Below are 17,779 nucleotides of genomic sequence, written 5' to 3'. Positions count from 1 at the left end.
GCCGAGCGCAGCGCGCCCTATGAAGCCGAGCAATGCAAGATGCAAGTAGACATCTCCACAGACCTTGAATGTTCGATGGATGACGCGATCACCCATGCTGTGACAACGCGTCTGCTGAACTTTGTCGCCTACCCGCTGGTTCAGTTCACACCGCTCGAACCGTACATCTGGCCCCAGACCTGGGCCGAGGGCACGTACTGGGTCGGCGTGCGCATTTTCGGTTTCGTGCCTTTCGGCAAACAGGCCATCGTGATCTCATACCCCGACTCGGCAGCTGGCTTCCTTCTGCGCGATAACGGCCATAGCGCCCTGGTCAAGGTCTGGGACCACACCATCTCGATCTCCACGGCCAGTGGGCGCACCCGCTATCGGGACACAGTCACCATCGATGCAGGCCTGTTCACGTTGCCGGTTTGGCTGTTCGCCCAGGTTTTCTACCGCCACCGCCAGCGGCGGTGGCGCTTGCTTGCCGGGCGCAGCTTCCGGTAGTGACACTCCGCGAGGCTGCAGTTCCACGGAGGACACGGCCCTTTCAGGGCTGCGCACTTCAACCAGGAATCAGTCATCCCTGAGCGGCATGCGGGCGGCGTCGCGTCGTGTTCCTCAGGGGGACTTTCGGCTGTCGCTGATCCAGTCCGAGGCGGCGAACAGAAGGCCCGAGATCACGAAGGTGAGGTGGATGGCGATCTTCCAACCTATCTGCTCGCCCGTGAGCTGCACACTGATCAAGAAGGCCTTCAGCAGTTCAACTGCAGAGATCGCGACGATGGCGCCAATGAGCTTCATCTTCAGATCCGAGAAGCTGATCTTTCCCATCCAGGCGGGCCGGTCTTCGTGGTCACCGATGCTGAGCTTGGAGACAAAGTTTTCGTAGCCGCTGAAAACGATGATCAACAGCAGGACGGCGATCAGTGCAGTGTCGACGAGCGTCAGTATGGAGATCACCGCATCGTTTTGAACGTAGCCGAAGACGCCCAACAGCAACGACCAAAGTTCCTTGCCGAACTTCAGGAGCAGTACCGCCATGGCGATGATCAGGCCGAGAAAGAAGGGAGCGAGTAGCCAACGACTGGCGAAGATGGCCGACTCAAGGAAGCGCTCGAACGCATTCGGTTTGGACTGCATGGGCGAAGTTCTCTTGCAGGAGCAAGGGGTGGGTTGGTTTCGATGGCCCCGAGATTGTCTGCCTTCGCACGCTTCAGGCCTTAGGGCCAGCGGCCGCAGGGCAACTACCTTGAGGCACTGTCGCCGGCTACGGCTCCGCTTCCCCAGTGGAGACCTGATGGACCTCAAACCGCGATGCGGCAGAACCTCATCGGTCACACCGGCCTGGGCACGGGACAAGCACCGGTGTTCTTCGTCAACGGCACGCCTTTGCGTGGATTGGCTGATCCGCCGTTGCAGCTGATCGTCCAGCAGAAACTCATGACAGCTGGTGTTCTGGGATCGACGTGCCAGCCTGAGGCAAAGTAGCTTCGGCCGGCCGGTCTTTCAAGCTCATGCCAATCGACGAGATGCCCTCGGATGATGCGGCCATGGGCCGCCCTCCGTGCATGCGCGCGATGGCCGCCACGATGGCCAGCCCGAGCCCGTGATTGCGATCCGCGTGGCTGCGCGAGGGATCGCCGCGATAGAAGCGGTCGAACAAGCGCGGAAGGTGACTGGGCTCGATCGCGGTGCCGCGATTGACCACCTGGAACTGCACTTCGCCGGGTGCTGACTGGATGATCTCAACACGCACCGTGGAGCCGCGCTGCGCATAGCGTGTGGCGTTGCCGACCAGATTCGACAGTGCCCGTTGCAGCAACGGGGTGTCGAAGCTGCCTGAGGCGTCGCCGACGATCTCCAGAGCCAGGCCCGCATCCTCGAGCGCAGCTTCATGGTAGTTGCACACCTGCAGCGCCAACGCGGCCAGGCTGGTGGTCGGAACGCGTCGTGCGATGACGCCGCGGTCCGCCTGCGACAGGAACAGCATGTCGTGGACGATGCTGGCAACGCGTTGAAGCTCCTCCAGATTCGAGCCAAGCACCTCGCGCAGTTCAGTGGCATCCCGGGCCTTGCGCAGCGCGAGCTCGGTGCTGCTGATCAGTGTGGCCAGCGGGGTGCACAGCTCATGGGCCACATCGGCGTTGAAGCCTTCCATTTGCACGTAAGCCAGCTCCAGCCGGCCGAGCAACTCGTTGAACTGGGCAATCAGCGGCTCAAGTTCCTCAGGCTGTGCGGAGCCGTCCAGACGCCTGTGCAGCGTGTCGGCAGCAAGTTGGCGGGTCTGATCCACCAGGTCGCGCACCGGGCGCAAGCCCAAGCGCACAAGAAGGAACCCGCCTGCCGACACGAGAAGCGTGCCGGCCAGGGCAGCGAAGGCGAGCGTGAACCCGATACGACGCAGCAGTGCAGCGTCGTCCCGAATGTCCAGCATCAGTACGGCGTCGAGTGTCCCTTGCGCTGGCGCTGGCGCGGGTACTGTGAAACGCGCGACGCGCTGGTCGATCGCTGGGCTTGGCGCAGACCGCCGATAGAACTCTGAACCGTCAGACGCCCGGGTCAGTGCAAGTTCCATGTCTGGGTGCCCGATGAAGAAGTCGTCGAGCTTGTGCTTCAGGGTCGCAACGTCACCATCGCGCGCCGCCTCCGCGAGCAGGTGTCGGAGCTGCACCTGCTTTTGCACCATTTCCTCCGCCTGACGGGACTGGAAGCCCAGGTGCGTCGCGCCATACACCGCGGCACAGACCACGACCAGACCCACGAGGCTCTGCAGGGCCAGCCAGTACGACAGCCGGCGCCCCAACGACCCTATGCGGCTGCGGCTCATATGTCTCGCACCTCCAGCACATAACCCATGCCCCGCACGGTGTGGAGCAGGGTGCCCTCGAAGGGCGCGTCGAGCTTGCTCCGCAGGCGGCGGATGGCGACGTCGACGACGTTGGTGGCGCTGTCGAAATTCATGTCCCACACCTGCTCGGCGATCTCGGTGCGCGACAGGACTTCGCCCTGTCGGCGCACGAATAGCGCGAGCAAGCTGAATTCCTGCGCTGTCAGGTCAAGCCTTCGTCCGGCACGCATCGCTTTGCGGCGTACGAGGTCGATCTCCAGGTCCGCCAGCCCGAGAACAGTCGCGCCCCCCGGGGCGCGTGCTGGGCCGGCGCGCCGCAGCAAACCCTGGATGCGCGCCAGCAGTTCAGAGAAGGCGAAGGGTTTGATGAGGTAGTCGTCAGCACCGCTCTGCAGGCCACGTACCCGATCCTCGACGCGCACGCGGGCGGTCAACATCAGCACCGGCGTCTGCTTGCTCTGCCGCAGGGCGGTAAGCAGGCTCAGGCCATCAATGCCGGGCAACATGCCGTCCAGCACCAGCAGCTCGTAGTCGGACTCCATGGCGAGGTGAAGGCCATCGACACCGTTGTGCGCAACGTCCACCACGAATCCCTCTTCCGTCAGTCCCTTGCGCAGGTAATCGGCCAGCTTGACCTCGTCTTCGATCACCAGCAGCTTCATTGCGCGCTGCCCTCCGTGAGACCCGGCCAACAACCTGTCCGAACTGTCATCTGCCGGACCTGTCTCTGTTGGAGCGCGATTTTTAGATTACTGCTCATGCCGTCAGGCATCCCGCTGCAGGTTGCTTGCGGGAACTTCCCAACCAAGGAATGGACACCATGAGCTCGTTCAAGTTTGCGTTCGCCACCGTTGCCGTCATCACCGCCATCGCTCTGCCAGGCCTGTCGCAGGCCACGTCGCTGTACCACGCTGCCGGCGGCGAAGCCGGATTCACGTACCACCCGGATCACGCCAAGAACGGCAAGACGCGCGCCGAGGTGCTGACTGAACTCGATGCCGCCCGAAAGGACGGCACGCTCGCGCTGATGCAGCGCAACGCACCCCTGCCCGTCAAGAGCACCGGTCCGGGCAAGACGCGTCAGGAAGTCATCAACGAGATGCGCAACGAATCCCCTGAAGCGCGGCGGGCACGCCTGGAATCGACTGCTGGCTGATCGGTCGAGGATCTCGGGGCGCGGCGAACCTGGCCTGTTGTCGGGCCACCTCGCCGCTTGCGTTTTGCGGCGCCCACATGCCTCCGAGGACAACGGCGCTGCTGGTGGATGTCGTTCTGCTTCTGCACAGTGCCATTGGTGCGATCCGACGCGCAGACTTGCCGCGCTGAGGGCGCTTCGCCCGGCCAGAGGCGTCGCCGCCGTCCCAGCGGCCTGAGTCTCTTTGGTTGCGTTGCCTGCGGCTACCGGTTTGGGCCAGCAGCAGCTTGGCCGCCAGTCCCTCGTTCGATACGTTGCTGTCATTCGATGCTCCAGTGTTGATAACAACTCACGGGAGATCGGCAAGCGGCGACACAGGGGTCGCGTCGTGCCCGGTGGCGCCGCAGACTGCGGCAAGCACTCAGGCGCGAACGGGCTTCAGAGAAGGAAGAGACCCGCCTCGCCGATCAGGCGAGGGGCAGCCACTGAGGGCGTTCGGGTCGGGTCGGCGCGTATGCGCCTTCGGCTTCTTCGAGGATGGCGCTGGGGTGCGCCGCCGAGAGCAAGCCGGGCAGAGCCGACGGCAGCGTCAGCATCGCGCTGCAAGTGCCGTGACAGTGGCCGCAGTCCAGGTCCATGGCGCCGGGCGCCTTGTCGCCCTGGACATCGGCGTTTGCAGCCAGGTCCGCATCCGGCTCGGCGTCGCCGCCCACGTCCGCATGGTGCTCGTGCTCGTGGTGCCCGAAGTGCTCGACTGCGGCCTGGGTCTCGTGTCCGCAATACGAAGCTATGGCCGCCCAAGTGAACTGAAAAGGCAGAAGGGCAAGCAGAACAATGGCGAGGATTCGACGCACGGGCAAGAGTCTAGCGGCTACAGGGTTGGCCTCGTCGCCTCCAAGGCGACCGGGCTGTGGGGTTCACCACTGCGAGGCGCGGACACGCGCGACGTTGCGGTTCATCGCATGGCGGATGACGCGCTCGTACAGCCAGCGTTTGATGCCCGACAGGTTGGAGCCGTGGCGCGCGTAGAAGGCGTCGGGGCTGTCGAAGACACCGAAGTCGTCGGCGATGCCTTCCTTCTGGATGTAGGTGTCCTGGCCCCGCCACTCGACGCCGGGCGCCGACAGGTCGGGCGTGGCGGCGCCGTAGCCGCAGAAGCGACGCGCCTGCGGGAACCGGCGCTGCAGGCTGGCCAGATAGGGCGCATCGAGGATGAAGCCTTCCAGCGCAATCCAGCGGCCCTCCAGGCTGACCTCGACCCAGCTGTGGATGATGCGTTGAGGGGCCAGCCAGTAGGCCAGGCCGGTGATCGCTCCCTTCTGCAGCGGCTTGTCGATGGTGAAGCCGTGGAAGCGGCAGGGGATGCCCACCGCGCGCAGCAAGGCCATCAGCAGCGTGCTCTTGGTGTTGCACTGGCCGATGCTGTCGGCCAGCACCGTGGATGCCGGCAGTTCGTCGCCTTTGTTGTAGCCGAAGGCGATCTCGTTGCGAACGAAGTCGTATACGGCGCCGATGCGGTCGTAGGGGCTGAGGGTTCGCCAGCCGCGGCGGGCGACCAGGGCCTCGATGTCCGGGTGGTGAACATCCAGCAGCGGCGTTGCTGCCAACAAGGGGTGCATGGCGTCGGACATGGTCTTCTTCCTCTCAAGCGTTCGCCGGCACGGGGCGCAGTTCTGCCCGGGCCTGCTGGATGACGGAGCGCGCGGCGGTCAGCGCCAGAACTCCCATGACCGCGGCGACGGCCAGGTCGGGCCAGCCGCTGCCGGTGCCGAAAACGCCCAGCGCGGCGGCCATCACCGCCAGGTTGCCGATGGCGTCGTTGCGGCTGCACAGCCACACCGAGCGCATGTTGGCGTCGCCCTCGCGCCAGGCGTAGAGCATCGCGGCCACCGACACGTTGGCCACCAGCGCCAGGGCGCCGATCGCGCCCATCGTCACCGGCTCGGGCACGGTGCCAGCGGCGGCCGACCAAGCGGCCCGGCCGAGTACGAACACACCGAAGGCGCCCATGGTCAGGCCCTTGAAGAGCGCGACGCGTGCGCGCCAGGTCAGCGCCATGCCGAAGACCAGCAAGGAGATGCCGTAGTTGGCCGCGTCGCCGAAGAAGTCGACCGCGTCTGCCAGCAGCGAGACCGAGCCGGCCTGCAGGCCGCCAGCGAGTTCGATGCCGAACATCGCTGCGTTGATGAACAGGGCCGCCCACAGCACGCGGCGGTAGCGCGGGCTCTGGCTGGCGGGTGGGGCGGCGCAGCCGTGGCTGCAGCATGAGTCACTCATTGGGGGCTTTCGGGTATCGATGTCCGCATTTGAAACCCTGTAGCCGCTCCAGAGTCAAGCGGCTATGCTGCGATTCTTTGACCGTCATTCCCGGCACCTTGAGAGACACGACCCATGTTCGACTTCCTTCGCGTCACAGGACTGTTCTTCATCACCGCGGTCGCTGAGATCGTCGGCTGCTACCTGCCCTGGCTGGTGCTGACGCAGGGCCGTCCGGTCTGGTGGCTGCTGCCGGCGGCAGCGTCGCTGGCGGCGTTCGCGTGGCTGTTGACCTTGCATCCCAGCGCCGCGGGCCGCACCTATGCGGCCTACGGCGGCGTCTATGTCGTCGTCGCGCTGCTCTGGCTGTGGCGCGTCGATGGCGTCGTACCGACGCGATGGGACCTAGTAGGTGGCGCCATCTGCCTGGCCGGCATGGCGGTCATCGCCCTGCAGCCCAGGGCTGCAGGCTGAAGAAGGGACACAGTTATGAAGTTCGGCGAACTGGCCCTGGCGACGCAGACCCAGGTCGAGACCATCCGCTACTACGAGCGCGAGGGCCTGTTGCCTGCGGCCGGGCGCACGGAGGGCAACTACCGCATCTACACACCCCAGCATGCCGAGCGGTTGGCGTTCATCCGCCAGTGCCGCAGCCTGGACATGGCGCTCGACGAAGTGCGGGTGCTGCTCCGATTCAAGGATCAGCCGCTGGCCGACTGCGGCGAAGTGAACCGCCTGCTCGACGAGCACATCGGTCACGTGGCCGAGCGGATCAAGGCCCTGCGCGCCCTGGAGAAGGAACTGCGCGCGCTGCGAGCCGCCTGCCCGGTGCCACATGCGGCTGCCGACTGCGGCATTCTCCAGGGCATCGATCACGCGGGCGCCAAGCCTGCGGCTGCGTCCAGGCGCCACGTGCGCGGTACGCACTGAGTAGTGCCCGCCCCGCCGCCCTGCCGTCCGTCGACCTCTACAATTGGCGTTGTACCCGTCATTGGGGAGTAGCCGCCCTGCGCCCGCAGGGGCTTGCGTCAACACACTTGGCCCTCACGGTCATGGCGCAAGCAGCTTCAAGCCTGGCAAGACCTTTGACTGCACTGCCTCCGGATGGGCCGGGGATGCCGTGCAGTCTTCGTCTTCGCTGGCCCTTGGAGTTCGTGTGGTAGCTTTCCTTGTCTCGACGGGCGTGGTCGCCCTGGGTGAAATGGGCGACAAGACACAGTTGCTGGCGATCGTGCTGGCGGCGGCCTTCCGCAAGCCCATCCCCATCGTCCTCGGCATCCTGGTGGCCACCCTGGCCAACCATGCGGCGGCGGGCGCCGTCGGCGGCTGGGTGGCCCAGGCGCTGGGCCCCGACATCCTGCGCTAGGTCATCGGTGTGTCGTTCCTGGCCATGGCGGGCTGGATCCTGATCCCGGACAAGATCGATGGCGAGGCAGCTGGCGGCACGCGGCGCTTCGGCGTCTTCGGCACGACTGTCGTTGCCTTCTTTCTCGCGGAGATGGGCGACAAGACGCAGATCGCCACCGTGGCGCTGGCGGCGCGCTACCCCGACATCATTCAGGTGGTACTGGGCACGACCCTCGGCATGATGCTGGCGAACGTGCCCGCGGTGTTCCTGGGAGACAGGATCGCGAAGAAGGTCTCCATGCCATTGGTCCACGGCATCGCTGCGGCGATCTTCGCCTTCCTCGGTGTCCTGACGCTCTTCAATGTCGGACGATTGTTCTGAGGGCCCGCTCGCGTGTGCGTGGCCTGCCAGGCGGCAAGGCAGATGCAGTGGCTTTCGGAGGGTGGGCTTGCCGTGTCGACCCACGCTACCACGTCGTTCTCGCCGTCAAGGTCTGCGCGCTCGCTCAGGCGAGCGCTTGCGGCCTGCGGCCGTCTTCGAACCCTGACAGCTGCGCTGCGGCGTGGTGCTCCGGTCTCGGGCAGTCCCGCCCGACACAGACCGGAGTTCGCCATGTCGTTGTCTTCCACTTCTTCCGTTGTCGCTGTCGATGCGCTGCTGGTGCGCGATGTCGATGGCCAGTACCGTCCTGCGCTTGCCGAGGAGGTGCTGTCGCAGGCGCGGCGCGTGTTGTCGCATCGTGTGCGGCGCGGTGCCACGATGTCGTCGCCGCAGGCGGTGAAGGATCACCTGCGCCTCGAGATCGGGGTGCTGGAGCACGAGGTGTTCTGCGTGCTGTTCCTCGATGCGCAGCACCGGATCATCGAGCTGAAGCAGATGTTCCGCGGCACAGTGACGCAGACCTCGGTGTATCCGCGTGAGGTGGTCAAGGAGGCGCTCGGGGTGAACGCTGCGGCGGTGATCCTGGCCCACAACCATCCCTCGGGCGCTGCCGAACCGAGTCGTGCCGATGAGTTCTTGACGCAGACGCTGAAGACGGCGCTGGCGCTGGTCGACGTGCGGGTGCTCGATCATCTGGTCGTGGCGTGTGCCGACGTGACCAGCTTTGCGGAGCGCGGGCTGCTCTGAACGACCCGCTGTGCGGGGCCTGCGCGGTGACGGTCCCGCACCGCCGCCGCGGGTGCCGCGGCAACTTCGGCGGGCGTCGCTGACGCTCGCCTGAGGCGCTGCCCACGGCCGCTCAGGCTACCCGCTCCTCGGACTGCATCAGGGCTTCGATCAATGGGCAGTTCACCTTGCGCTTCGTCGTCGAGCAGCGGCTCACCAGGTCTTGCAGGGCCGCTTCGAGGACCCGCAGAGCCTGCAGTCGTTGCCGCACGTCCGCGAGCTTGTGCTCGCCGATCTGTCGTGCTGCCGAACAGTCTCGGCCATCGTCGAGCGACAGCAGCGCGTGCACGTCGTCGAGCGTGAAGCCCAGCGACTGCGCCCGCTTGATGAAGCGGAGGCGCGTCAGAGCCGATGGCGTGTACTTGCCGATCCCGCCCGCCGGGCGGTCGGGGATGGCCAGCAGTTCGCGGCGCTGGTAGTAGCGAACCGTCTCGACGTTGACTCCGGCCGCGGCGGCCAGCTGGCCGATCGTCATCTGTTCCGTCATGGGCTTGACTCCGTACTCAGGTACGTATCTAGACTAGCCGCAATCGATCCCTACAGAAACAGGCATGTCACGTCCCTGGACGACTTCAGGCTCGCTGCTGGGCGGCGTCGCCGCTGCCATCGGCGCGTCGGCCTGCTGCGCCGGTCCTTTGCTGCTGGTGGTACTCGGCGTCGGTGGCGCGTGGGGTTCGCGGCTGGTGGCCCTGGAGGTCTACCAGCCTTACTTCGTCGCGGCTGCCTTGGCGTTCTTCGGCTACGCGTTCTTCAAGCTGTACCGCAGGCCCGAGGACTGTGCGCCCGGCGAAGTCTGCGCCATCCCCGTGGTGCGCTGGCGGCAGCGCGTCATTTTTTGGGTGGTCGCCGCTGCGGCAGGGGCCCTGATGGCGTTTCCGCTGTACGCGACGCTCTTTTACTGAGATCACTCCATGAAGTTCATTCCTGTCCTGTTTGCTGGCCTGATCGTTTCCGCAGGCGTCTTGGCCGCCGGTTCCCGCACCGTCACGTTGGACGTGACCAAGATGGACTGCGCGGTGTGCCCGATCACCGTGCGAAAGGCCCTCGAGAAGGTGCCCGGCGTGGACACCGCCAAAGTGGACTTCAAGACCAGGCGCGCGATCGTCGCCTTCGACCCCGCGAAGACCTCGCCCGAGGCTTTGACCCGGGCGACGGCCGACGCTGGGTTCCCGTCGTCGGTGAAGCCGGATCAGTGACGTGACTGCGATCGTTCTTCAATCGGTCCTCACGTGTCCGCAGTGCGGGCATGCCAAGGAAGAGACGATGCCGACCGACGCCTGCCAATGGTTCTACGAGTGCGAGAACTGCAAGGCGGTGCTGCGTCCCAAGGCGGGCGACTGCTGTGTGTTCTGCTCGTACGGCACGAACAAGTGCCCGCCCATCCAGGCCGATGGTTCTTCGTGCTGCGCGAGCTGAGCGCTTGACGGGCTGCCTGAATCTCTGGATGCCTACGGCACATGGATACACCCGGTCGGTACGTTCAGCGCGGCGGGACGACATGATCCCTGGCGGCCTTCCGGGCGGCGTTCTGATCTTCATCGGCGTCAGGGCGTACCAGGGGAGGGCAGATGATCCCGATGTCGGGTCTGCATCCAGGTCTCTGTGGGCCCGGGCGTGTCCCCGCTGCGCGGGGCCGGGCCGTTGCGCTGCGCGTCGAGCCACCGGGGTACCAGCGTCTCGCCCCTTGACGGGCTGCCGTCCCTCACGCAACACGGTCAGGCCGGCGCCGCCGGCTGGGACACGTGGCGGCCCTTTCCCGTGCCCGGGGATCGCGGGCCCTGATTCCTTCACGCTGCGCGTGAACGACGCCCGCTTGGCGATCGGGCCGGCTCGCAGGTCGCTGCGCTCCGCTCGGTGCTCTGCCGTCCCGAACGCCACCCCGGTCACCCGCCAAGCCCGGAGCCGGGCCGCTGAAAGCCGGGTGCAATGAAGTGCACGCAGCGGCTGCGCCGCTGCAAAGCCAGCGATCAGCGGCTCGACCACCGCGCCATTCGCTGCGCTCGGTGTCACGTCGGCCGCAGAGCCGCCGCTGCTCGTGAATGTTCGGTCGGCTTCGCTGCAACCGCTGCGCCAGGCGAGCTGGCACATCGGCCGCGACGCTGCGCCGCCCGTGGGGAGGTGGCAGCCCGTGCGCCAGTCGTCCCACCGCGCTCCCCCCACGCGCCCCGTCGAATTGCGAGGGGGACTTGTGGGGGGATCTTCAAGCGGTGGGCCGGGTAACTGGCTCACTGCTTCGGCTGCGAGGAACCCCACCCATCCCCAACCCCTTCCCGTGAGGGAAGGGGCCATGCCCACCCCCCGCCCGCCCGTGGGCGGGAGCGAGGAAGTCCGAGCGAGAGGATCAGTTTTCAGGGAACCCTGACCGGGGCCCGGCTGGTTGCTCTCGTTTGGAGATCGTCATGGCAAACGTTTCTGTCATCCAGCGTCACGCGCACCTGGCCGGGGCCGTCAAGCTCGAATTCGTCAACGGCCGCGAGGGCAAGATCGCCAAGGGCGTGTTGACCGCAATCAGCAACACCCGGCGCGGTTCGGGTGACGCCCGCGAGGAGGAGTCCACCGCGATTCAGTGGACTCTCTGGGGCAAGCAGGCCGAGAACGCCGCCGAGTACCTGGGCAAGGGCTCGCACGTCAACATCGTCGGGCGCCTCCGCAACAACAACTACGAGAAGGACGGCGAGACCGTCTACGGGATGGCGTTCACGGCCGAGGAGATCGACTACCTCGACAGCCGCGCCGAATCCGAAGCCCGCCGCAACGGTGGTCTCGGTGCCGAGAGCGGCACGAGCAGCGCCGAGCGACCGGCGCCGGCCGCCAGCACCCGCAAGCCCCGCAACGCGCGCCAGCCGGCGCACGCCGACGCCTGAACCCTCATCGGGTGGGCGTGAGGCAGACGAGCCGCGCCCGCCCTTCGACCCTCATTCAACGATCGAAGGAAACCATCATGTACTCGACCCCGACCCTGGCGACCCGCTTTGCCCGCAACACCCGCGTGATGCGCGGCGACCAGCCCCTGAGCGAAGACCAGATGCGCGCCGCGGCGCCGTCCATCTTCGCAGAGGGCAAGCACGCGAGCCGCTCCGAGCGCTACACCTACATCCCCACCATCGATGTCCTGCGCGGCCTGCGCAAGGAGGGCTTCGAGCCCTTCATGGTCGCCCAGGGCGCCAGCCGCGTCGAAGGCAAGGCGGAGTTCACCAAGCACATGATCCGCATGCGCCACGCCAGGCAGGTGCAGACCCGGCCCGAAGCGAACGAGATCATCCTGATCAACAGCCACGACGGCGCCAGCTCGTACCAGATGCTGGCAGGCATGTTCCGCTTTGTCTGCTGCAACGGCCTGGTGGTGGGCGAAGTGGTGGAGGACATCCGCATCCCGCACAAGGGCAACATCCAGGGCGAAGTGATCGAAGGCGCGTTCCGGGTGCTCGACGAGTTCGAGGCGGTGAACGAGCACACCGAGGCGATGAAGGCGCTGCAGCTCCAGCCGCCCGAGGAGATCGCCTTCGCGACGGCCGCCCTGGCGCTCCGCTTCGGCGAGCGCGGCGTGGAGGAGACGGGCGGCCACAAGCCCGCGCCCGTCACGGCCGAGCAGCTGATCGAGGCGCGCCGGCCCGAGGACATCGGCCACAGCCTGTGGACCACCTTCCAGCGCGTGCAGGAGAACGTGATCCGCGGCGGGCAGCCTGGCCGCAGCGCTCAGGGGCGCCGGCTGCAGACCCGGCCGGTCGGCAGCATCGACCGGGGCGTGAGCCTGAACCGTGCGCTGTGGATGCTGGCCGAGGAGATGCGCAAGCTGAAGGGCTGAACGCAGGCCGAGCGCGCCAGATTCGGCCTCGAATCTGGCGCGCTGTCCGTGCCGCACCGGCCCGACCATCGGGCTGGTCTTCCCACACGGTCCGAGGAGGCGCCGATGAGTCCCGATGCGATCGAAGCCGCGCTCACGGAATTCGACACCCGGTCGCGCCAGGCGACCCAGGCAGGAGCGCAGGCGTTCGCGCGCCTGCTCAAGCTGGCCGAGGAGCGCGACTCCGGCCAGATTCCGCGCGTCGCGCGCTTCCTGGCCGCGACCTACAACGGCCGGGCCTTCAAGTTCGACCTGTTCGAGCTGCGCGCCGTCGACATCGCCATCAGCGACGACATGCTGTGCTGCCTCGACGCGCTGCGCTGGGGCCGGGCCGACCTGCACACGCTCATTCCCGATGGGGACGCCCGCGTGCGCGCCGTCATCGAGGGCTGGGGCCTGCGCTGGCCGGAAGGATCTTGATTGCGCGGCGGCCTATCGCCCCAGCATCGACCGCCACGCGCGCTTCGCCGCGAGACGAGCTGTACGGCCGCTCGCCGGCCTCCACTGCGTGTCGGCCGGCTCGCGTGGCCCGGCGGCACCCCGTCGAGGGGTGCACGCCAGGCAACCGGGAGCCTGCGCTGCGTCGACGCTGCTGCCCCCATCTGGCGGTGGGCAGACGGTCCGCGTAGAATGCATCGCAACTGCAACGCACTGACTGCCCACCATGAAATCCGCCACCCTGCCGTCGCTGCGCGTGGAGCCCGAACTGCGCGAAGCCGCCGAGAGCGTGCTCCAGGAAGGCGAGACGCTGTCGGGATTCATCGAGGCATCGGTGAGGGAGACGATCCAGCGACGCCGCGTCCGTGCCGAGTTCATCGCGCGTGGCCTGGCCTCGCGCGAGGAGGCCAAGCGCACGGGTGTGTACATCGACGCCGACGTGGTTCACGCCGAGCTTGCCAAGAAGCTGGCCCAGGCCCGAACGAGGCTGCAGAAGAAGGCCCGTGCGTGAGCTTTGTCGTCCGGTACAGCGCGTCGGCCCGGCATGACCTGACGCGGCTCTACGAGTACCTGCTCGATCGCGCCACGTCGGTCGAGGACCTCGATCTCGCCGAGCGGGCCCTAGGGGCGATCACCGGCGCGGTCGAGAGCCTGAGGCGCTCGCCGTTCATCTACCGCAAGGCCGACGAAGACCCTTTCCTGCGCGAACTGCTCATCCCCTTTGGAAGCAGCGGCTACGTGACGCTCTTCGAGATCGAGGATGCAGCGACGGTGACTGTCCTGGCCGTGCGTCACCAGCTCGAGGACGATTACCACTGACGCCAACAGCGGTGCGGCGGTTCGCCATGGGGCCGGTTCCCTTTGTCCGATGTGTCCCGCCTGGCGGGTCAAGCGCGCTCAACGCGCCCACATCATGACGGCCACCGTCCAGGTGACGGCGGAAGCGGTCGCCGCAGCCGCCGCATGCGTCAGCCATGGCTCCCAGCGCCGTCGCGGCGACTCCGCCCGTGGCTGCGCAGCCGACTGGAGCCGCTGCAGCGTGGCGCCGAGCTCCGCACCGAGCGCCACGCGCGCGGCGTCGGCCATCGCCCGCGCCTGCAGCTCGACCGAGCGCCTCGCCGCCTCGTCAGTGCGTACGAGGACGTGCTTGACTGCCTGGACCTTGGCCCGTTCGGTGAGCGCCGTCACCTGGGCTTCAAACGCGGCCAGCTGCCCCGCGAGTCCGCTGTGCGCATCGGCGAGCGCCTGGCGCGACTGATCCAGCGCCGGTGCCAGTGCCTCGACCTGTCGCAGCAGCTTGGCCGCGTCATCGAGGGCCTCGGCAATGAGCGCCTCCCGCGTCGTGCTGGGATGCGTCATGCCGTCGGTGTCGCCTGCTGGCACGACGGGAGGCGATGCAGCTCCAGCGCTGCGAAGCACGCGTCGAGTTCGGGGATGACGCCCCGGGCCAGGCGGCGGGTTGCCAGACGCTGCGCCAGCGCCAGCTTGTCCGGCTGTGCAGCGGCATTGGCAATCGCGGCCTTGTAATCGGTGCCGTCGGCCGCAAGCTCGGCGAGCGACTGGCCGCTGCCGCGGACGAGCGCGTACACCTCGTTGAACGAGATGCACGCTGCCGCGCAGGTCTGGGCTACGCCGGTCGAGGCGCAGTAAGCGAGAAGCGTTTCGAAGGTGCGCTCGATCGGACTGTCGTCGTCGACCTGGTTGAAGACTACCCGAAGGCGCTCCGGCGGCACGCCGATGCGTGACAGTTCCGCCAGCGTGGCGGCCGTGTCCTGCTGCTGCTTGCGCGCCGGCACGGTGGGAACGACAAAGCCGTCGAAGTCCTCCTGGCTGTCCTGGTAGCGCCGCATCAGCCTGAGCAGCTCCTCGACGTTGCTCGCGCCGACATCGACAACCACGTCGTCGACGCTCTGCAGGAACTCCTGAAGCTGGGCGAACTGACGCCCGCGGATCGTGACCGGCTGACCGTCGTCGGCGTTGATGCTCTCCACCGCGACGACCTGACAGCCGGGAATGCGCGGGGCGAGCAGGTGACGGGCTACTGTCGTCTTTCCTACGTTGCCCGAGAAGTTGATGACGGCTAGTTTCATGGGGACTCCTTGGCAGCGAAGAGGGGGTTGCTCGGGTGGGCGTTGAAGAAGGCTTCGGCGCTTTCCTTGCCGCTGATGCGGTCGGCCGATGTGCTGGTACGGGCGTCGCGCCTAATGGCGGGTGATGCGGGGCCTGATGAAGAGGCAGGTTCCGAGGCATGGGCCGACGCACCTGGCGCGGGAGCTGGCTGCGACGCGCGTCGATGTCCTCCAGCTTCGGCCGCCGACGCGGCTGCCGGCGGATGCCCTGCAGCCCTGGCCGCCTCCCGTTGGACCGTGCTGTTGCTCACGCACACGCCGGCGGCCCCCAGCGCTTCGCGGATCGCCTCGAAGGTGTAGCCCTGCGCCCTGAGTTGAAGGATCTCGGAAGAGAACGATCGAGCCTTGCGCGCGTTCGGGCCCGGAGGGCGGACGGGGACCAGGTTCATCGGCTCCTCTCCGAGTCAGTCGCTATGCAGTAGCTGTGCAAGCGCTGCGCTGTTTGTGCAACGGCTGACCACCAATTGGTCAGTCTTGTGCATCGTTTACTCATCGCCTAACCACTGCGTACGCATCGCCTAGGCATCGGCTACGCAGAGTCCATCGTAGGAGTAGCCACAGGCCGCGACCGCGCAGCATTTCGGCCCGAATCTCGCAGGCAAGCTGCCTCGATCCAAGCCAATACTGGTCTTCAAGGTGAGTGCAGAGATAGGCGGCCTGCCGCCAGTTTCACAAGCGCTTCGCGACCCTCCTTTCGTCGGCTCATGAACACCACTGCCCATGACTTCGTCACGGTCGAGATGCGCGGCTTGAAGGCCGCGCTGGTGGCTCGCGCGCAGGCGCAGCGGGTGAGCGTGTCGGTGCTGGTTCGCACCGCAGTGATGCGCGATCTCGGGCTCGCGGCGGATGGCGAAGCCAGCCGCATGGATGCGCTCACCGCAGGCCCTGCAAGTGCCGCCAGCGTCAAGCTGTCGATTCGGATGACCGCCGATGAGGCTCGTCAGCTCGCTGCTGGCGCACGTGCCGCAGGCCTCTCGCGCGGCGCTTACCTGGCCGGTCTCATCGCCAATGTGCCCGTGCTGTCCGCTGGTGGAGGCCGGACCGAGCACATTGCCACGTTGATGGCGTCCTGCGCCGAACTGTCGACCCTCAGCCGCAACGTCCACCGCCTGACGGCGCTGCTGCGCCAGGCCAACGTGGAACCCGCAAGGCCCTATCGGGAGATGTTGGACACGCTGGCCGGTGACGTGCGCCGGCACCTCGAGCTGGCTGCCCGTGTCTTGGCCGACCTGCAGCCACAGAGCCGCAGCACTCGGCCCACGGCTCGATCAGCCTCGTGACGAAAGGAGTTCCCCATGGCTCAAGCCCCCAACATCGACGGCATCCTGATCACCTGGGGCGATCGCCTGTTCTACCCCGGCAACCGGGTCGTCAGGGTGAAACCGCAACCCAGGCTGAGCGGGGACGCGGCACGCCTTCGCGCTGCAGCCATCCGCAAGCGCATCGAGGCGACGGTGGTTCGACGTGCGCCGCAGGTGATGGTGAAGGTGACGGGTGGCGGGCGCGGCATGAGGGCCATCGCCGCGCACTTCCGCTACATCAGCAAGAACGGCCGGCTGGAAATCGAGGACCAGCGAGGCGAGACGATACGCGGCAAGGACACCTTGCGCGACCTGGCCGATGAATGGCGCTTCGGTGGCTCACTGATCCCCGACGACGCCGAACCTGGTCACCGGCGCGAGGCCTACAACATCATGCTGTCGATGCCCCGTGGGACGGACCCGCTGACCGTGCATCGCGCGGCGCGCGAGTTCGCCCAAGCCGAGCTGGCGGACCACAAGTACGTGATGGTCCTGCACGATCACCAGGCCAATCCGCACGTGCACATCAGCGTGCGCGCAGAGTCCAAGTCCGGCAAGCGCCTGAACCCGCGCAAGGCCGACCTGCACCGGTGGCGCGAGACCTTTGTTGAGAAGCTGCGTGGATACGGCATCGAGGCTGAGGCGACGCGACAGGCTACTCGCGGTAGGAGTCGGAACTACGACCCCTTGTGGCGGATGAAGGCGCGCGAGGATGGACGGCTGCGGACCACGAGACCTGCCGCGAAGAGTGGCGCTCGCGCGGAAGCCACGCTGGCTGAGGCGCAGAGGGCCTGGCAGGTGATTGCCACAGCGCTGGCCAAGTCTGGCGATGCGGGCGATCGGCAACTTGCGGCAGCGATCAACAGCTATGCGAACGGCATGGAGCGCACGGGCCTGCTGACGCGCGGTGATGTTGGGCTTGATCCGCTGACGCGACCTTTGGGATCCCATGGTCGATCACGCTGACGGGAGATACGGGCGCAGTTTCGGGATCGGACGAGGGCAAAGATACTGGATAGATGTACAGTATTTGCCTGTGCCTCTGTTGTCGCCTCACCGCCATGAACGCGCCCATGCTGCCCGAGGTCTTGCTCGGGGTCCAACCCGCAGACCAATCGACGCTCGATCTGGCGACAGCGGGAGTGCTGCGCTACCTATGGCAGAGCGCGTTCGGCGCCATGCTGATCGAGGTTGCTGGTGGCGACGTATGGGTGAACGGACAACGAGTCGTGCCGATCGCTGAGGTGCAGCAGCCCCTGGAAGGGCGTGAGGTTGACGGATCGATGAAAACGCACATAATGCGTTGACGTTCTTCCTGGATTGCACAA

At 66.7% G+C, this 17,779-nt stretch carries 26 protein-coding genes, 1 pseudogene and 1 riboswitch; of the genes and pseudogenes, 17 read left to right on the top strand and 10 right to left on the bottom strand.

Going from position 1 to position 17,779, the window contains the following annotated elements; genetic code table 11:
* Positions 1-75 precede the first annotated feature (75 nt).
* Positions 76-489 (top strand): hypothetical protein, encoded by a 414-nt coding sequence (locus tag ASC67_RS12820; RefSeq protein WP_200946935.1) that lies wholly within the window; start codon positions 76-78, stop codon positions 487-489.
* Between the two features lie 114 nt (positions 490-603).
* On the opposite strand, the gene ASC67_RS12815 is transcribed toward ASC67_RS12820, so the two are convergent.
* The 3 genes from ASC67_RS12815 to ASC67_RS12805 form a co-directional block, all read right to left on the bottom strand.
* Positions 604-1,125: a TIGR00645 family protein gene (locus ASC67_RS12815; protein WP_056321176.1), complete on the bottom strand. Its 522-nt coding sequence runs from the start codon at positions 1,123-1,125 to the stop codon at positions 604-606.
* Positions 1,126-1,423: 298 nt separating this feature from the next.
* The gene (locus ASC67_RS12810; RefSeq protein ID WP_056321173.1) at positions 1,424-2,812 is read right to left on the bottom strand and encodes a heavy metal sensor histidine kinase; all 1,389 of its coding nucleotides are present in this window, start codon (positions 2,810-2,812) and stop codon (positions 1,424-1,426) included.
* Positions 2,809-3,495 carry a heavy metal response regulator transcription factor gene (locus ASC67_RS12805; protein WP_056321170.1) on the bottom strand — a complete coding sequence of 229 codons (687 nt, stop codon included), beginning with the start codon at positions 3,493-3,495 and terminating at the stop codon, positions 2,809-2,811. Before ASC67_RS12805 ends, ASC67_RS12810 begins: the two co-directional genes overlap by 4 nt.
* 158 nt (positions 3,496-3,653) lie before the next feature.
* Between ASC67_RS12805 and ASC67_RS12800 the strand changes: the two genes are divergently transcribed.
* The gene (locus ASC67_RS12800) at positions 3,654-3,989 is read left to right on the top strand and encodes a DUF4148 domain-containing protein (RefSeq protein WP_056321165.1); all 336 of its coding nucleotides are present in this window, start codon (positions 3,654-3,656) and stop codon (positions 3,987-3,989) included.
* Positions 3,990-4,435: 446 nt separating this feature from the next.
* Here ASC67_RS12800 and ASC67_RS12795 read toward each other — a convergent pair whose 3' ends face one another.
* From ASC67_RS12795 to ASC67_RS12785, 3 genes are all read right to left on the bottom strand, one after another.
* Positions 4,436-4,822, bottom strand: a complete 387-nt coding sequence (locus ASC67_RS12795; protein ID WP_056321162.1) for a hypothetical protein — start codon at positions 4,820-4,822, stop codon at positions 4,436-4,438.
* Positions 4,823-4,885: 63 nt separating this feature from the next.
* Positions 4,886-5,599: a transglutaminase family protein gene (locus tag ASC67_RS12790; protein WP_056321159.1), complete on the bottom strand. Its 714-nt coding sequence runs from the start codon at positions 5,597-5,599 to the stop codon at positions 4,886-4,888.
* Between the two features lie 13 nt (positions 5,600-5,612).
* Positions 5,613-6,245 (bottom strand): cation transporter, encoded by a 633-nt coding sequence (locus tag ASC67_RS12785; protein ID WP_056321155.1) that lies wholly within the window; start codon positions 6,243-6,245, stop codon positions 5,613-5,615.
* Between the two features lie 114 nt (positions 6,246-6,359).
* Here ASC67_RS12785 and ASC67_RS12780 point away from each other — a divergent pair, with 114 nt between their 5' ends.
* The 4 genes and pseudogenes from ASC67_RS12780 to radC all read left to right on the top strand — a co-directional run bounded on the left by ASC67_RS12780 (position 6,360) and on the right by radC (position 8,700).
* Positions 6,360-6,698 (top strand): YnfA family protein, encoded by a 339-nt coding sequence (locus ASC67_RS12780; protein ID WP_056321150.1) that lies wholly within the window; start codon positions 6,360-6,362, stop codon positions 6,696-6,698.
* 15 nt (positions 6,699-6,713) lie between these two features.
* Complete coding sequence (cadR, locus tag ASC67_RS12775) at positions 6,714-7,154, top strand: Cd(II)/Pb(II)-responsive transcriptional regulator (RefSeq protein ID WP_056321144.1); 441 nt, start codon at positions 6,714-6,716, stop codon at positions 7,152-7,154.
* A gap of 51 nt (positions 7,155-7,205) precedes the next feature.
* Positions 7,206-7,377, top strand: a riboswitch (yybP-ykoY riboswitch).
* A 3-nt stretch (positions 7,378-7,380) separates the two neighbouring features.
* Positions 7,381-7,953 (top strand): annotated as a pseudogene (locus tag ASC67_RS12770) (TMEM165/GDT1 family protein).
* A 231-nt stretch (positions 7,954-8,184) separates the two neighbouring features.
* Positions 8,185-8,700, top strand: coding sequence for a DNA repair protein RadC (gene radC / locus ASC67_RS12765; protein WP_056321140.1), 516 nt, complete (start codon positions 8,185-8,187; stop codon positions 8,698-8,700).
* Between the two features lie 112 nt (positions 8,701-8,812).
* On the opposite strand, the gene ASC67_RS12760 is transcribed toward radC, so the two are convergent.
* Positions 8,813-9,226 carry a MerR family transcriptional regulator gene (locus ASC67_RS12760; RefSeq protein ID WP_056321135.1) on the bottom strand — a complete coding sequence of 138 codons (414 nt, stop codon included), beginning with the start codon at positions 9,224-9,226 and terminating at the stop codon, positions 8,813-8,815.
* Positions 9,227-9,290: 64 nt separating this feature from the next.
* On the opposite strand from ASC67_RS12760, the gene ASC67_RS12755 reads away from it, so the two are divergent.
* The 8 genes from ASC67_RS12755 (at position 9,291) to ASC67_RS12720 (ending at position 13,840) form a co-directional block, all read left to right on the top strand.
* A complete protein-coding gene (locus ASC67_RS12755; RefSeq protein ID WP_056321129.1) occupies positions 9,291-9,641 on the top strand; it encodes a mercuric transporter MerT family protein in 351 nt (116 codons plus the stop codon).
* Between the two features lie 9 nt (positions 9,642-9,650).
* Entirely contained in the window at positions 9,651-9,935 is a 285-nt protein-coding gene (merP, locus tag ASC67_RS12750) for a mercury resistance system periplasmic binding protein MerP (protein ID WP_056321124.1), read from the top strand.
* Between the two features lies 1 nt (position 9,936).
* Complete coding sequence (locus ASC67_RS12745; RefSeq protein ID WP_082536003.1) at positions 9,937-10,155, top strand: GDCCVxC domain-containing (seleno)protein; 219 nt, start codon at positions 9,937-9,939, stop codon at positions 10,153-10,155.
* 983 nt (positions 10,156-11,138) lie between these two features.
* On the top strand, positions 11,139-11,603 hold the full coding sequence (locus tag ASC67_RS12740; RefSeq protein WP_056321121.1) for a single-stranded DNA-binding protein: 465 nt from the start codon (positions 11,139-11,141) through the stop codon (positions 11,601-11,603).
* 77 nt (positions 11,604-11,680) lie between these two features.
* Positions 11,681-12,544, top strand: coding sequence for a DUF932 domain-containing protein (locus tag ASC67_RS12735; protein ID WP_056321117.1), 864 nt, complete (start codon positions 11,681-11,683; stop codon positions 12,542-12,544).
* A gap of 105 nt (positions 12,545-12,649) precedes the next feature.
* Positions 12,650-13,003, top strand: a complete 354-nt coding sequence (locus ASC67_RS12730; RefSeq protein WP_056321114.1) for a hypothetical protein — start codon at positions 12,650-12,652, stop codon at positions 13,001-13,003.
* Positions 13,004-13,247: 244 nt separating this feature from the next.
* Positions 13,248-13,532 (top strand): YlcI/YnfO family protein, encoded by a 285-nt coding sequence (locus ASC67_RS12725; protein WP_011829266.1) that lies wholly within the window; start codon positions 13,248-13,250, stop codon positions 13,530-13,532.
* Positions 13,529-13,840: a type II toxin-antitoxin system RelE/ParE family toxin gene (locus ASC67_RS12720; protein ID WP_056321111.1), complete on the top strand. Its 312-nt coding sequence runs from the start codon at positions 13,529-13,531 to the stop codon at positions 13,838-13,840. Before ASC67_RS12725 ends, ASC67_RS12720 begins: the two co-directional genes overlap by 4 nt.
* 78 nt (positions 13,841-13,918) lie before the next feature.
* Here the strand turns inward: ASC67_RS12720 and ASC67_RS12715 are convergent, their stop codons facing one another.
* From ASC67_RS12715 to ASC67_RS20625, 3 genes are read right to left on the bottom strand one after another with little or no spacing between them, the layout of a single operon-like run.
* A complete protein-coding gene (locus ASC67_RS12715) occupies positions 13,919-14,380 on the bottom strand; it encodes a hypothetical protein (protein WP_056322094.1) in 462 nt (153 codons plus the stop codon).
* Positions 14,377-15,111, bottom strand: a complete 735-nt coding sequence (gene stbB, locus ASC67_RS12710) for a StbB family protein (protein ID WP_056321107.1) — start codon at positions 15,109-15,111, stop codon at positions 14,377-14,379. Before stbB ends, ASC67_RS12715 begins: the two co-directional genes overlap by 4 nt.
* Complete coding sequence (locus ASC67_RS20625) at positions 15,108-15,539, bottom strand: hypothetical protein (protein ID WP_156466764.1); 432 nt, start codon at positions 15,537-15,539, stop codon at positions 15,108-15,110. Before ASC67_RS20625 ends, stbB begins: the two co-directional genes overlap by 4 nt.
* Positions 15,540-15,854: 315 nt before the next feature.
* Here ASC67_RS20625 and ASC67_RS12705 point away from each other — a divergent pair, with 315 nt between their 5' ends.
* The 3 genes from ASC67_RS12705 to ASC67_RS12695 all read left to right on the top strand — a co-directional run bounded on the left by ASC67_RS12705 (position 15,855) and on the right by ASC67_RS12695 (position 17,758).
* Positions 15,855-16,430 carry a hypothetical protein gene (locus tag ASC67_RS12705; protein ID WP_056321103.1) on the top strand — a complete coding sequence of 192 codons (576 nt, stop codon included), beginning with the start codon at positions 15,855-15,857 and terminating at the stop codon, positions 16,428-16,430.
* 15 nt (positions 16,431-16,445) lie between these two features.
* Positions 16,446-17,417, top strand: coding sequence for a relaxase/mobilization nuclease domain-containing protein (locus ASC67_RS12700; RefSeq protein ID WP_082536002.1), 972 nt, complete (start codon positions 16,446-16,448; stop codon positions 17,415-17,417).
* 95 nt (positions 17,418-17,512) lie between these two features.
* Complete coding sequence (locus ASC67_RS12695; RefSeq protein ID WP_162245633.1) at positions 17,513-17,758, top strand: hypothetical protein; 246 nt, start codon at positions 17,513-17,515, stop codon at positions 17,756-17,758.
* Positions 17,759-17,779 lie beyond the last annotated feature (21 nt).

Origin of the sequence: Methylibium sp. Root1272 (assembly GCF_001425905.1) — a bacterium.
Lineage (GTDB): Bacteria > Pseudomonadota > Gammaproteobacteria > Burkholderiales > Burkholderiaceae_C > Methylibium.
Note: the sequence above shows the minus strand (reverse complement) of the source record. Positions and strands in the feature narration are given on the sequence as shown.

Bases quoted from the DNA above. Each gene is read 5' to 3' on its own strand.
- ASC67_RS12820 (WP_200946935.1), top strand. From the start codon at position 76: ATGGATGACGCGATCACCCATGCTGTGACAACGCGTCTGCTGAACTTT.
- ASC67_RS12815 (WP_056321176.1), bottom strand. From the start codon at position 1,125: ATGCAGTCCAAACCGAATGCGTTCGAGCGCTTCCTTGAGTCGGCCATC.
- ASC67_RS12810 (WP_056321173.1), bottom strand. From the start codon at position 2,812: ATGAGCCGCAGCCGCATAGGGTCGTTGGGGCGCCGGCTGTCGTACTGG.
- ASC67_RS12805 (WP_056321170.1), bottom strand. From the start codon at position 3,495: ATGAAGCTGCTGGTGATCGAAGACGAGGTCAAGCTGGCCGATTACCTG.
- ASC67_RS12800 (WP_056321165.1), top strand. From the start codon at position 3,654: ATGAGCTCGTTCAAGTTTGCGTTCGCCACCGTTGCCGTCATCACCGCC.
- ASC67_RS12790 (WP_056321159.1), bottom strand. From the start codon at position 5,599: ATGTCCGACGCCATGCACCCCTTGTTGGCAGCAACGCCGCTGCTGGAT.
- ASC67_RS12785 (WP_056321155.1), bottom strand. From the start codon at position 6,245: ATGAGTGACTCATGCTGCAGCCACGGCTGCGCCGCCCCACCCGCCAGC.
- ASC67_RS12780 (WP_056321150.1), top strand. From the start codon at position 6,360: ATGTTCGACTTCCTTCGCGTCACAGGACTGTTCTTCATCACCGCGGTC.
- cadR (WP_056321144.1), top strand. From the start codon at position 6,714: ATGAAGTTCGGCGAACTGGCCCTGGCGACGCAGACCCAGGTCGAGACC.
- radC (WP_056321140.1), top strand. From the start codon at position 8,185: ATGTCGTTGTCTTCCACTTCTTCCGTTGTCGCTGTCGATGCGCTGCTG.
- ASC67_RS12760 (WP_056321135.1), bottom strand. From the start codon at position 9,226: ATGACGGAACAGATGACGATCGGCCAGCTGGCCGCCGCGGCCGGAGTC.
- ASC67_RS12755 (WP_056321129.1), top strand. From the start codon at position 9,291: ATGTCACGTCCCTGGACGACTTCAGGCTCGCTGCTGGGCGGCGTCGCC.
- merP (WP_056321124.1), top strand. From the start codon at position 9,651: ATGAAGTTCATTCCTGTCCTGTTTGCTGGCCTGATCGTTTCCGCAGGC.
- ASC67_RS12740 (WP_056321121.1), top strand. From the start codon at position 11,139: ATGGCAAACGTTTCTGTCATCCAGCGTCACGCGCACCTGGCCGGGGCC.
- ASC67_RS12735 (WP_056321117.1), top strand. From the start codon at position 11,681: ATGTACTCGACCCCGACCCTGGCGACCCGCTTTGCCCGCAACACCCGC.
- ASC67_RS12730 (WP_056321114.1), top strand. From the start codon at position 12,650: ATGAGTCCCGATGCGATCGAAGCCGCGCTCACGGAATTCGACACCCGG.
- ASC67_RS12725 (WP_011829266.1), top strand. From the start codon at position 13,248: ATGAAATCCGCCACCCTGCCGTCGCTGCGCGTGGAGCCCGAACTGCGC.
- ASC67_RS12715 (WP_056322094.1), bottom strand. From the start codon at position 14,380: ATGACGCATCCCAGCACGACGCGGGAGGCGCTCATTGCCGAGGCCCTC.
- stbB (WP_056321107.1), bottom strand. From the start codon at position 15,111: ATGAAACTAGCCGTCATCAACTTCTCGGGCAACGTAGGAAAGACGACA.
- ASC67_RS20625 (WP_156466764.1), bottom strand. From the start codon at position 15,539: ATGAACCTGGTCCCCGTCCGCCCTCCGGGCCCGAACGCGCGCAAGGCT.
- ASC67_RS12705 (WP_056321103.1), top strand. From the start codon at position 15,855: ATGAACACCACTGCCCATGACTTCGTCACGGTCGAGATGCGCGGCTTG.
- ASC67_RS12700 (WP_082536002.1), top strand. From the start codon at position 16,446: ATGGCTCAAGCCCCCAACATCGACGGCATCCTGATCACCTGGGGCGAT.
- ASC67_RS12695 (WP_162245633.1), top strand. From the start codon at position 17,513: ATGAACGCGCCCATGCTGCCCGAGGTCTTGCTCGGGGTCCAACCCGCA.